This is a genomic window from Paracoccus sp. UBA5162 (assembly GCF_002413585.1).
In the GTDB taxonomy this organism is placed as follows: Bacteria; Pseudomonadota; Alphaproteobacteria; order Rhodobacterales; family Rhodobacteraceae; genus Paracoccus.
Genome location: NZ_DHXG01000095.1, coordinates 1 through 12,449 on the forward strand (window position 1 = coordinate 1; position 12,449 = coordinate 12,449).

Here is a 12,449-nt window from a genome sequence, read left to right on the forward strand (position 1 = left end):
TCAATAGCCGCAATCACCCGACCGCGAAGGTCGCCGCTCAGGCTCCTCGTCATCTTCGCCCCCTGGCAAATCACCGGCGTCAGTGAATCGGACAAACCGACCGCGTGAATCCCAAAACCGACTCTGCGGCGCGCCGAGGCTCAAGGAACGACGGGAAGTAGCTGCCCGTGCGCAACTTCGGGATGCGCAGCTCCACGTTCCCGGCGCGTGTCTGCCGTCGACGGATACGTCGACCGGTCGCGGTCGCCGTTCCTCTGCGCCAGGCGTTCGGGGCTCTTCTCGCGATAGGCGGCGCCGGTCTGGCCGCCCATCTCGAGCTCCATCAGCCGCCCGGCGGCGAAGCCGATCATCTCGCGCAGCAGATCCGCATCGCCGCTTTTCTCTACGAGCTCTCTCAGGTCCGTTACGGGTTTGGTCATCGGGGTCATCCCTCGGTTCAGGTTGGCCGTCGCAACCCGACCCTGCCGACAAACCCGATGGCCGCCTCAGATACACCATGCCTTGGGATATGACCGATCGGCAGTGTGGGATGCCCACGATAACCGACAACAGAATGACGCTGATCGAGCTGGTTGAGAAGCAAGCTGAGGGCGACTTCGTACGCGAGATGCTGGCCTTTGCGACTGACCGGATCGTGGAGGCGGAGGTGGAGGAGCGCAGCTTTGCCGGAGCCTGGGGTTCACGCTCTTTGCATGGCAGAGCCGAGATGAGTATCGAATTCTGTAATAACTATAGACAGAAAAATACGCATAAAACCCCCGATATGCCGCGAATATCCTTTCTTTACGTTACAACTATTGACAAATTTGACGTCGACGCTTAGCAACGCTTCTGATCTCTTGGGAAGGAGAAATCGGGAGAACTCATTTGCCGAGCGCCACAAAAGGTTGTGCGGGTCTTTTACGCTGAACGTCGCAGGTCGGAAACGGGCCGTTGTGCCCATCCTGACGCGCTGGCCTGCATGGCTTGCGACATGGCCTGGTGCAGTTCCGGCGAACCAACCTGACCGTTTCAACCGCGGCAATGCTGGCCAACCGACCGTCAGGTTCACAGGCGTGTCGGAGAGCCAGGTCACCGGGCCTGGCGCAGGTGCGGCTGAAGAGCAGTCGATCGAGTTTTTTCGGCCGTTTTCCCTCGTGCCGGAGAGCGGAGCGGATTTGCGAAAACCATGGCCGCAAGGGGCCAGATGACAGGAATACGGATATGAGCGATTACATCTTGTCGAGTGAGACGCGCGCGAAGTTGAGGAAGGTCTCGACGGCCTCTGTCGCGACGGCTCTGTACAAGCGCGGTCTGCGCAACCAGTTCGTGCAGGGTGTCGTGCCGATGGAGCGCAAGCCGGTCACGATGGTCGGCCAGGCCTTCACGCTGCGTTATATTCCCGCCCGTGAGGACCGCAACCCGCTGACCGTGTTCCGCGAGCGCGACCACAAGCAACGTGTGGCGGTCGAGACCTGTCCCGAAGGTCACGTGCTGGTGATGGATGCCCGCAAGGACAGGCGTGCGGCCACGGCCGGATCGATTCTCGTCACCCGCCTGGGGCAACGCGGCGTTGCCGGCGTGGTCTCGGACGGAGGTGTGCGCGACGCGGCGGCCATCGCGGCCCTGGACATGCCGGCCTACTTTGCCTGTCCCTCGGCGCCGACAAACCTTACCCTGCATGAGGCCGTGGATATCAACGTGCCGATTTCCTGCGGCGATGCACCGGTCTTTCCGGGCGACGTGATGCTGGGCGACGGTGACGGCGTGATGGTGATCCCGGCCCATCTGGCCGACGAGATCGCAGAGGAATGCACGAACATGGAATCCTATGAGGATTTTGTGCTGGAGCAGGTAAACGCGGGCGCCGGGATCATCGGTCTCTATCCGGCGACGGACGACGAAAACCTCGTGAAATACGATGCATGGCGCGAACGGACAGGACGATAGCATGACCTTCATTCCACACGGAAATCACTTGATCGCAGGCGCGCGGGTCGGCTCGGAGGCGCGGTTCTTTTCTGCTCCGGCAACCGGCCGGGGCTTCGAGTTTTCGGCCGGTTCCGCCAAGCTTGTGGCCGAAGCCTGCGCCGCGGCCCATGCGGCATTTCCGGACTTTGCCGCCACCCCGCGCGAGCAACGCGCGAAGCTGCTGGAAGCGATCGCAGAAGAGATCGAGGCGCGCGGCGACCAGATTACCGAAATCGGATGTATGGAAACCGGACTTCCGGAAGCTCGCCTGCAGGGCGAGCGCGGCCGGACCACCGGTCAGTTGCGCCTTTTCGCTGCCCATATTCGTGACGGCGGGTATCTCGATCGTCGCCATGACCCGGCCTTGCCCGATCGCAAACCTCTTCCCCGTCCCGATCTGCGGTTGATGCAGCGTCCGGTGGGCCCGGTCGCGGTCTTCGGCGCATCCAATTTTCCGCTGGCATTCTCGGTGGCCGGTGGTGATACCGCCGCCGCGCTGGCCGCAGGGTGCCCGGTCGTCGTCAAAGGTCACGGCGCGCATCCGGGCACGGGCGAAATCGTCGGTGACGCGATCGTTGCGGCGCTTGAAAAGCTTGGCATGAGCGCGGGTATCTTCAGCCTCGTCCAGGGGGGCAGTCGTATCGTGGGCGAGGCGCTTGTCACAGATCCGCGGATCAAGGCCGTGGGCTTCACCGGCAGCCTTGCCGGCGGACGCGCACTCTATGGTCTTTGCGCATCGCGACCAGAACCGATTCCGTTCTTCGGCGAGCTTGGCAGCGTCAACCCCATGTTCGTCTTGCCGCAGGCCGCTGCCGCCCGGGGTGCGGATCTGGGGGCGGGATGGGCGGCGAGCCTGACCATGGGCGCCGGGCAGTTCTGCACCAATCCCGGTATTGCCATCGTGGTTGACGGGAAGGGCGCCGATGCTTTCGTCCAATCCGCGGCCGAGGGCCTCGAGGGCGTGGCAGAGCAGACCATGCTGACGGACGGGATCGCCGACGCCTATCGCAATGGCGTCCGCCGGGTGTCGGAAGGCGCAGGGGTCAGATCGCTGCTGACCACATCCTGTCAAGGTCGGAATGCCGCACCGTATCTTTTCGAAGTTTCGGCCAGCGAGTGGATGATCAACCAGGATCTGTCGGAAGAAGTGTTCGGACCGTTGGGGCTGGTCATCCGGGCAAGGGACGCGGCGCAGATGAGAGAGGTCGCCGAAAGCTTCAAGGGACAACTGACCGCGACGCTTCAGATGGATGATGGTGATATCGAACTTGCCCGGGACTTGTTGCCGGTGATGGAGCGAATGGCCGGTCGTGTTCTGGCCAATGGATTTCCGACAGGCGTCGAGGTCTGCGACGCCATGGTTCATGGAGGTCCGTATCCGGCCAGCACAAACTTTGGCGCCACCTCTGTCGGCACACTTTCCATCCGCCGCTTCCTGCGGCCTGTGTGCTACCAGAACCTTCCCGAAGAACTGTTGCCGGACGACCTGGTGAATGTCTGACCTGGCAGGTCACGGCCCCACCGACCCGTCACCACGCCTTCGTGATTGGCGGGTCGATCTTTCGAGTTCGGTCGCCGGGCTCTGCTGAAGCCTCTTGTGGCGTTGTCACGCCGCGATCCGGCCGATGGCGGTGATCGGCGGGCCTTGCAGCTTTTGCCAATGCCCGCCGCGCTGGCCGAAGCAGCCTGTCAAGTTGTATATATTATATACAGATTTCTGCTTACACCCCGGAATAATCGGCCTTTATCGATGATTTTTCCGTTGAGTTGTAATAATTAGTTAGTATGATGGGCAGAGTTCTTGGGGGCAAGTCTACTGCGCCGAAGGCGACGATCGGCGGAAGCACGGGTTCGTGTGTGAGGATGTTCCAGCCGAGCGTTCCACTCGCGATCCCATCAAATTTCTGGAGGAGGAACAGGTCATGTTTTTGAAAAGCTTGAAAAGCAGAATAATCTTGGCACTTGGTGCCTGCATCATCGGCACCTCGGCAGTCGCGGCGGAATTTCCCACCCGTGATATCCGCCTGATCGTTCCGTGGCCCGCCGGCGGCGGTGCTGATTCGATTTCGCGCAAGATCGGCAACATCGCCGAACAAGACCTGCCGAAATCGATCTATGTCGAGAACATCGCCGGCGCCCTGACCGCGACTGGTCTGATTCAGATGACGAATTCGCGTCCTGACGGCTATACGGTCGGGGTCCTGACCTATGACAGCGTCATCACCTTGCCGCGCGGCCAGATGGTGCCCGGCTATTCCCTGGACAACATGACGCCGATCGCCCGCATCACGACCGAAGCCGATGCGATCGTCGTTTCAAAAAGCTCCGGTATCGACAGCTTCGAGGAACTGGTCGAAGCGGCCAAGGCGAAGCCTGGAACCGTGCGTGTCGGCGTCGCTCCGAAAGGATCGGGTCCGTATCTGTCGGTCATCCAGCTCGAAAAGCTGCTGGAAGTCGATTTCAACGTGATCACCTATGCCGGATCTTCCAGTGCGGAGGCAGAAGCCCTTCTGTCGGGCGAACTCGATGCAGCGATTTCCAGCCTGGGCGATTTCAGCGGCATCATTTCGTCGGGTGATGCCAAAGGCGTGGTCGAACTGACCTCGGTGCAAAACATGACCTATACGGACGTGCCAACGATCAGCTCCAAGGGTTACGACCTGCAAACCGGTAGCTTCATCATTCTGGCAGCGCCGAAAGACACGCCCGAAGAGGCCGTCACGACGCTCGAAACCGTGTTCAAGACGGCCTATGACAGCCAAGAATTTCAGGATTGGCTGAAACAGGTTGGGGTTACTCCGGATTGGCTCGGCTCTGACGAGGTCAAGATCTGGATGGGCGAACTTCAGGACAAGACGTTCAAGCTCATGGACGAACTGGACCTCTGATCCTTGCAGGGACCCAAGCCTCCGATCTGGTATCGGAGACTTGGGCCCGGCCGAGGCTTGCCGTGGCGGTGGAGGATGTCGCCCGAACCAACGACGTCATCCCATGCTGGCAACGCGGCGGGTTGGCGCATCCGTGATCCAACGATTTTCTTCATACCTGAACGCATGGGCAGGCGCTTCGCGCCGACGCGCCGTTCCACCCCCAGTCCCGGAGAAGACGATGCTCGTGAAAAGGCCCCCGCTATTTCTCTATGTCACTCTTGCAGTGTCTGTCGGATACTTCATTTCCGCGGTCGGTTTGGGTGCGCCCGTATCCGAAAGCGGATTGACGCCCTCGTTCTTTCCCATCCTGGTGGGAGGCGCCGCAATCGTCTTTTCCAGCATTCTCATTCTTCAGAAGATCCGCACCGAACCCAAGGAACCCGGTGCAAGTGGACCTCGAAACTTCACCCATCTCTGGGTTGTCCTGGCCATCTTCATCTACATCATTGCCTTCAAGCCTGCCGGATATTTCATCTCGTCGGGAATTTTCGTTTTCGTGCTTGTCGTGCTTTTCTCTTCTTTTGAAAAGCTGCTGCAGAAGGCTGTCATATCCGTGGCGATTGTCGTGATCGCCTACGTCATGTTCCAGCAATTGTTCGGGGTCCGGCTCCCGACTTTGTGGGGTTAGATCATGGATTTCATCTTACTTGTCATCAGCAGCAGCACCCTGCTCCTGGATCCGCTGAACCTGACCTATGTCGTCATGGGCTTCGTGATCGGAACCATCTTTGCGGCGATTCCGGGCCTGACCGCGACGCTGGCGATGGCCCTGCTGCTGCCGGTCACATACACGCTCAGTGTTGAAACAGCGCTCATGGCCTCTGCCAGCATCTATATGGCCGGCATGTGCGGGGGCAGCATCACCGCGGTCACGATCAATATTCCGGGCGCGCCATCGTCGATGATGACCGCGCTGGACGGCTATCCCATGCAACAGAAGGGCAAGGGTGCGTTGGCGTTGGGTCACGCGGCCCTGGGTTCCATGTTCGGCGGCGCGTTAGGGGCGCTGCTGCTGATCGCGGTCGCGCCATTCGTGGCCGAGGTTTCCCTGCTCGTCAAGACGACCGGCAAGTTCTCGCTGCTGGCCTTTGCCATCGTCGTCGTCGTGATTGCGCAGCGCGGCCGCATCCCCCAGGCCGGGCTGGCAGCCTGCATTGGCCTCATGCTTGCAACCATCGGCCTCGACGCGATGGAACCGATCACCCGGTTCACCTATGGCTACAGCAACCTGACCGCGGGGATCGACCTGATGCCCGTCATCATCGGGACATTCGCCATCGCCGAAGTGCTGATCCAGGCGAGTTCGACCAATGACATCGCCGCTGCAACGGCGGCCGCGGAAAAGGTCAGGATCAGACGGCGGGATTTTCTGCCGCCGCTTTCCGAGATTCGCAAGATCGGGTTCGTCTGCTATCTCAAATCCAGCCTGATCGGCTATTTCGTCGGGACGCTGCCGGGTGCCGGAGGATCGATGGGTTCGTTTCTCGCCTATACCGAGGCGGTCCGAACATCTTCCGAGCCGGAAACCTTCGGCAAGGGAAATCCCAAAGGCATCGCAGCCTCTGAAAGTGCCAACAATGCCGTCTGTGGCGGTGCCATGGTTCCGATGCTGACCTTCGGGATTCCCGGCGATCCGATCACTGCCATCATGCTCGGCGTCCTGGTCATCAACGGCATCCAGCCCGGCCCGCAACTGATGTCGGATCAGGCCGGGCTGATAGCCCCGATGCTGGCAACCCTGCTGTTCAGCGCGGTCGTGCTCATTCCCCTGACGCTCTATCTGATCGGTCCGTATTTCATCAGGATCGTCTCCGTCCGCAAGGATGTTCTCTACGCGGTCATCACCATCCTGGCCGTCGTGGGAAGCTATGTTTCCACCTATTCGACCTTTCAGATGTTCATGGCTCTGGGCATGGGTGTTCTGGCCTTCCATCTGAGGCGCAACGGCTTTCCGGTGATCACGATGCTGCTCGGCTATATTCTGGGCCCCAATCTTGAGGAATTTTTGCGGCGATCGCTGGCCTTGTCCAACGGCGATCCAACGACTTTCCTCACGAACCCCGACAGCCTGTTCTTCGTCCTGCTGACGCTGGTCTTTATCTACTTCCTCGTCATCAAGAAACCGGGCAAGAAATTGGCGGCGGTTCCGCCCAACTGACGCGCACCTGCCTTGATGCCTTGCGCGCCCGCCCGCCGGGGACCGTGGCAGCCTCAGACGATACGATCGAACCCCGTGCGGCAAGACTCGCAAGACCGGGTTCGTTATCAGGCGATCTGTCCGGGCCTCAAGCTTCGCTCTGACCTGATGCAGGCCCAAAGCGTCAGGACCGACAAGGTGGCGGAAACGATCAGATATCCCTGGATTATGATGAACAGCGTATCGGGGCGGGCGACCGGCCCATAGGGCGACAGGATCAGCGGAAGAACGGCCCAGGCCAGGGCTGGACCAGCGAAGATCAGCGGAACGCCGATGAGGGCGCGGCCCGACAGGATCCAGCCCAGCCCGGGAAAGCCTGTCACGGCTCCGATCGTTTCCGGCAAGAGCAGTGCTGCGATCGGAACCTGGCGCAGCCAGCGTGGTCGCGGCCCGTCGTGCCGGGCCATTTCGGCCTTGACCATGCGCCAGCCTGCGGCCCGTTGCACCGGTGTCGCGCGCCATACGAAGCCCAGCAACAGCGCCGCCGCACGGGCATAGAGAAAAGCGCCCGCGATGACGCCCGAGGCGAAGAACCAGGCCCAAAGCCCCGGTTGCGGTTCTGCCCCGGAACGGATCGCCTGTCCGGCTGCGATCGCTCCGGCCAGGGCGCCAAGATAATACAGCGCCACGCCCGCGCCCATCAGTCTTGCCAGACGCAGGTCGAATTCCGGCGCGGGATCGGCCCCGAGGATCGGACGGCCGATGCGCAGCATCAGGCCGGTCAGGATCGTCAGAACGCCGCCCAGCATGTTGACCTGGGCATGGGTTCGCGCGACGGCGACACCGGCGCTGCCCGCCTCGACCATCCAGTTCTTGACCTCCGGCAGAATCTGCAGCGCGCCCTGCATCGTTCCCGCGATCAGGATCGCCACGCCGAGGCAGATCAACCCCGAGCCCGCGCGTCGCCCGATGCCCCGGGCAAAGCGCATGACGATGGCGCCCAGCAGCGACCACAGGCCGAACAGGACGACGCCTGCGGATGCTGCAAGCGGAATGCTGTGCCAGAGGCCCAGCCGTTCGGTCGCCTGCGCGAAGCCGAGACCTTCGGTCACGATCAGCTTGCCCTCGGTCAGGCCGAGAACCAGAAAGGCAAGATACAGCGCCACCGATCCTGGCCCCAGCGTCCAGAACACGCGCGCGGCCATGCGGCGACCGTGCGATCCCTGGGCGGGCGGGTCTGCGAGGGCGAAGACAAGGCCGCCGATCAGCATCATGACCCCGGTCAGAAGGTTGACATGGGCATGCGAGATCGGATCGATGTAGCGTCCGGCCACTCCGGCAGCGGCAAGCCATTCCTCGTTGTCCGGCATGACCTGCAGAACGCCCTGCACCGTGCCGACCAGCAGACCGATGGTGCCCAGCACGAAGAAACCGGCAAGATGCGCAAGCGGTCGCGCACCGGCGACCCGGCGCCCCAGCCAGCAGGTTGCCAGCACGTTGATGACGAAAATCCAGTAGCCCACGCCCATCAGCGTCGCCGCGCCCGCCGTCGGCAGCGTCCGCCAGATGCCAAGCGCGTCCGATGCCTCGGCGTCGGTCATGCCGCCATGCACCAGCGCGCCCATCGTCACGCCGCCGAACAGGTTGATCAGATAGAACCCCCCGGCGCCCAGAACCGTGCCCCAGAACGCCAGCTGGGCCAGCGTTCCGCTGTAGAGGGGGCGTTGCACAACCCGCGGCAGGACATACCATGTCAGACCCGTCACCGCGATCGTGCCACCCATGACGATCACCATGTGGCTGTAGGCGATGTTGGCGGCCAGGTGGCCGCCGCGTCCGGCCTGTGCCAGCCAGCGGGCCACGGGTGGCAGCGACTTGACCGCAAGGTGCAGGCTGCCCACAAGCAGCGCCCCGGCGACGGTCAGCGCATATTTCGTCAGGGCGCCGTCATAGCGCGCGATCTCGGCGGCGGAAAAGGTCTCGGCCTCGGCGCGCGGACCGGCACGCGGGACGAGCCGGAAGACAAGCAGCGACGCCGCCGCCAGGAAAAGCACGAACAGCAAGGCATCGAGGTTGGATATGTCTTCGACGCGCATCGCTCAGCGCAGGCCCGGCTGCAACGCGAAGATCGCCAGGTGATAGCCCAGCGAAACGGCGATCATCGCCGCCAGGATCAACCAGTCCCCGATCTGCGCCCGACGGCTCCAGCGGTCGTCCTCGACTTGAAAGGATTGGTCGATCTCGTCGTCGCTGAAGGGGCGCGGCAGGTCCACCGGTGGTGCGTCGGCCGCTGAAATCTGCGCCATGATCTTGCCCTTCCGTCGCTTCAGATGAAATGCTCGAACGTCTCCGAGCGCATGTCGCCGGGCTCTGCCCCGGTCGCGGCGATCATCCGCTCGGTTTCCCAGCGGCAATCCGCGAACTCTTCCAACTGCTCCCGGGTCAGCCAGGTGACGCGCACATGCATTCTCAGTGCGCCGTTCCCGGTCGTGCGCGCCATCACGTCGCTTCCGGCATATCCCGGCAGATCCTGAAGCACCGGCTTCCAGGATTCGAGCAGCGGCTGTACCCGTGCCCATGTATCGCCGGACAGCGTGGCGGTGGTGACGTAGCTATAGGAATGACCTTCGGCCATGGACCCACCTCAATAGATGATACCGCGGAAGATCGCCGTGACCGCGAAATAGGCCGCATAGACCGTCGTCGCGGTCCAGACGACATAGGAAAACAGCCGTATCATGCCCGCCCGCTCGGTCAACTGGCCGGCGAAAGAGGTCAGTTCGGTCAGTTCGGCGCGCTGACGGAATGTCAGCCGCATCAGGAAGACAACCGAAAAGAAGAATGCAATCAGGGTGACCGCGAACAGCACCTCATAGATCGGCCCGCGCCACAGGATCTCGGTGCGATCGGTCGGGATGCGATCCATATACTGGGCATAGATATAGCGGTTGATCGCATCCACCGTCGCGGGATCACTTCCACTGGGCTGCATCACCGTCCTCCTTCGCCCATTCGGGCGTGTAGTAATCGGGCTCTTCGACCGAAAGCAGCGGATATTTCGCCTCTTCCATGCCGACGAACATTCCCCGCCGGACCGCGATCAGGAACACCACCAGCGCCGCGCCGGCAAAGGACAGGAACGACAGCAGCATCCAGTCCGCCATGACGAACTCCGCGCCCTTTGGAGAGACGCTGGCCCATGCCGGTGCGGCGGCCATGGCGAGGGCGGAGGCCGCGGCGCAGGCGGCGGCCGTTCGGCGCGGTTGAAAATGATCAGGGTGCATGGAACACCAGCCCTTCCGTATCCTGCAGTTCGGCAAGCGCGGGAATCGCCTCGCCGCGCGCCGTGGCGTCGTCGTATCGGCGCTGGATGTCGGCCCGGTACAATCCGCCGATCACCCCGGCGAGCCGGTCAAGGGTGATGGGCAGCTTGCCGCCGACATAGATCGTGTCGTTCGCGGTCATGCCGGGCGCGATCCAGCGCGCGGCCTGCATGAACGGGTCATCGGTCTTCGGCAGGTCGGTATAGGTCTCGTCGATCGGGTTTTCCGCGATATAGCGCAGCGCGGTTTCAGGGGGATTCCAGCGTTCGTACATTTCGACGGTGGGCAGGGTTTCCTTCAGTCCGCCATTGGGGATGGTGCGCAGGAACATCACCGTGCGCCAGATCTCGGCGACCGACAGGCGGGTGCCGAAATTCTCCATCGCGGTGCCGGGCCCGGCGGTCAGGATGCGGTGATACATCATGCCGCTGGAGGTGCCGGTGTCATAGGGCAGGTTGGTCTGGGTGAAATCGAAGGGCTTGACCTTCAGCCGCTCGGCGCCCGGCCCCTTGCCGTCACCATTGCGGCCATGACAGCCCGCGCAGCGCTGTATATAGGTCGCCTTGCCGCGCATCAGGTTCTCGGCATTGACCTCCAGCGGGTTGTCGGTCAGCCAGTAGGATCGCGAGAAGCTGTTCATGTGCCAGACGTCCATCCAGCTCATGCCGCTTGGTGCCTTGTCCTTGGGCGTGCCGTTCTCGCGCAGCTCGCCCGTGCCGCGCAACTGCGCCACCAGATCGGCCACCGGCACGCCGGGATCGTCCAGACCCGCCTTGCCGGCATTGAGCCGCATCAGGTAGTTGCCGGTCTGCGTCGCCGCATAGCGCAGTGCCGCAAGCTTGCCGCCCTGGCTTTGCGTATAGCTGATCAGCGCATCGGTCTCGTCGGCGCTGAGAAAGCTGAAGCGGGGCATCACCGACATCGGTGTGGTGCTGCGCGCGTTCCAGTAATGCGAACGGTGCCAGCCATCCGGATGGGTGCCGCCTTCGTTCGACATGTCCGGCCCGGTGCGGATACTGCCCAGCGTGTTCGGGCTCTGGCTGATGCCGGCATAGTCGCCCGGCTGCGAGGCGCGCGCGTAAAGCGCCGAGGATCCGGTGAAGACATCCTGCGGCCGGCTGAAGCCGCTATGGCAATAAACGCAGCCATTGGCCAGATAGACGGCGCGGCCTGATACCTGGGTATCGTCCAGCGGCAGCCAGTTGGGCGATACCTGTGGCTTGTAGGTGCTGGTGGGCAGGACGACCACCGAAAACACCACGGTGAAAAAGGCCAGAAGCCCGCCGATCGCCACCATGCCGGGGGTCATCAGCATCCGGCGGCCACGATGTGCGCGCAGCAGCTTTTCGGGGTAGGGGGGGTGTTCGGGGATGCGGTTGCGGTTGTCCATGTCGCTACTCTCCCGGCTCCAGGGCCACGGCACGGCGGAAGGCGCGGCGGGTGCCGGCGCTCGTATCGCTGAACACGGTGGCGACGACGTTCCATGCCAGGGTGAAGGTCGAGAACACGATCAGCGCGCCGAAGATCGCGCGGCCGATATATTGCGGCCGGATCATCGCCAGAACGTTGACCTCGGGCTCGCCCCGCGCCCAGCTTTCGCCTTGCAGGAAGCTGGCGATGGTCAGCACCCAGAAGAAGCCGAAAAAGCCCGTCAGCAGCAGCCAGTAGGTCCATTCCGAAATCTTGCGGCTGTAGACCGGCCGCCGCGCCATCTGCGGCACCATGTATTCGATCAGCCCCATGCCGAAGAAGGTGAACGCCCCCAGCAGCGCCAGATGGGCGTGCGCGACGATGAAATTGGTGAAGTGGATCATCTTGTTGAACGCCGGCACCGCCATGAAAGAGCCCTGCACGTTGACCAGGAAATAGAACAGGAACCCGGTCAGCATGAAGCGCAGCGGAATGTTGACGAAGAACTTGTCCCAGTTGCCGCGCATGGTCAGCCAGATATTGCCCACGAAGGCGAAGACCGGAACCAGCAGCATGATCGAGTTGACGGTGGCGAAGGTCTTCAGCCAGCCGGGGATGGGCGCCTGCAACAGATGGTGGTGCCCGACCCCGGTGTAGAAGAAGGCGATGCCCCAGAACGACACCAGCGACAGGGTGTGG

13 protein-coding genes and 1 pseudogene are annotated in these 12,449 nt (G+C 62.5%); 6 read left to right on the top strand and 8 right to left on the bottom strand.

The features are described 5' to 3' along the window. Positions 1–112: 112 nt before the first annotated feature. Positions 113–419: pseudogene (locus B4A72_RS15385) on the bottom strand (transposase); the annotation flags it as partial. Between the two features lie 134 nt (positions 420–553). Here B4A72_RS15385 and B4A72_RS16195 point away from each other — a divergent pair. The 6 genes from B4A72_RS16195 to B4A72_RS15415 all read left to right on the top strand — a co-directional run bounded on the left by B4A72_RS16195 (position 554) and on the right by B4A72_RS15415 (position 7,038). Beyond that, positions 554–823, top strand: coding sequence for a hypothetical protein (locus B4A72_RS16195; protein WP_414692183.1), 270 nt, complete (start codon positions 554–556; stop codon positions 821–823). Between the two features lie 380 nt (positions 824–1,203). Continuing rightward, the gene (locus B4A72_RS15395) at positions 1,204–1,929 is read left to right on the top strand and encodes a ribonuclease activity regulator RraA (protein WP_292957983.1); all 726 of its coding nucleotides are present in this window, start codon (positions 1,204–1,206) and stop codon (positions 1,927–1,929) included. A 1-nt stretch (position 1,930) separates the two neighbouring features. Next, complete coding sequence (locus tag B4A72_RS15400; RefSeq protein ID WP_292957985.1) at positions 1,931–3,451, top strand: aldehyde dehydrogenase (NADP(+)); 1,521 nt, start codon at positions 1,931–1,933, stop codon at positions 3,449–3,451. 421 nt (positions 3,452–3,872) lie between these two features. Beyond that, on the top strand, positions 3,873–4,838 hold the full coding sequence (locus B4A72_RS15405; RefSeq protein ID WP_292957986.1) for a Bug family tripartite tricarboxylate transporter substrate binding protein: 966 nt from the start codon (positions 3,873–3,875) through the stop codon (positions 4,836–4,838). 103 nt (positions 4,839–4,941) lie between these two features. Further along, complete coding sequence (locus tag B4A72_RS15410; RefSeq protein WP_292979054.1) at positions 4,942–5,508, top strand: tripartite tricarboxylate transporter TctB family protein; 567 nt, start codon at positions 4,942–4,944, stop codon at positions 5,506–5,508. Positions 5,509–5,511: 3 nt separating this feature from the next. Next, positions 5,512–7,038, top strand: coding sequence for a tripartite tricarboxylate transporter permease (locus B4A72_RS15415; protein ID WP_292957990.1), 1,527 nt, complete (start codon positions 5,512–5,514; stop codon positions 7,036–7,038). Between the two features lie 107 nt (positions 7,039–7,145). On the opposite strand, the gene B4A72_RS15420 is transcribed toward B4A72_RS15415, so the two are convergent. From B4A72_RS15420 to B4A72_RS15450, 7 genes are all read right to left on the bottom strand, one after another. After that, positions 7,146–9,113 (bottom strand): hypothetical protein, encoded by a 1,968-nt coding sequence (locus B4A72_RS15420; RefSeq protein WP_292957992.1) that lies wholly within the window; start codon positions 9,111–9,113, stop codon positions 7,146–7,148. A gap of 3 nt (positions 9,114–9,116) precedes the next feature. Beyond that, positions 9,117–9,323 (bottom strand): hypothetical protein, encoded by a 207-nt coding sequence (locus B4A72_RS15425; protein WP_292979056.1) that lies wholly within the window; start codon positions 9,321–9,323, stop codon positions 9,117–9,119. A 20-nt stretch (positions 9,324–9,343) separates the two neighbouring features. Then, entirely contained in the window at positions 9,344–9,652 is a 309-nt protein-coding gene (locus tag B4A72_RS15430; RefSeq protein WP_292957996.1) for a hypothetical protein, read from the bottom strand. Between the two features lie 9 nt (positions 9,653–9,661). After that, positions 9,662–10,009, bottom strand: coding sequence for a hypothetical protein (locus B4A72_RS15435; protein ID WP_292957998.1), 348 nt, complete (start codon positions 10,007–10,009; stop codon positions 9,662–9,664). Further along, a complete protein-coding gene (locus B4A72_RS15440) occupies positions 9,990–10,235 on the bottom strand; it encodes a hypothetical protein (RefSeq protein ID WP_292958000.1) in 246 nt (81 codons plus the stop codon). The genes B4A72_RS15435 and B4A72_RS15440 overlap by 20 nt, the downstream gene beginning before the upstream one ends. Before the next feature lie 55 nt (positions 10,236–10,290). Continuing rightward, positions 10,291–11,730, bottom strand: coding sequence for a cbb3-type cytochrome c oxidase subunit II (locus B4A72_RS15445; protein ID WP_292958002.1), 1,440 nt, complete (start codon positions 11,728–11,730; stop codon positions 10,291–10,293). A 4-nt stretch (positions 11,731–11,734) separates the two neighbouring features. Then, positions 11,735–12,449 (bottom strand): cbb3-type cytochrome c oxidase subunit I (locus B4A72_RS15450; RefSeq protein WP_292958004.1); only part of this gene is annotated, 715 nt, incomplete at its 5' end.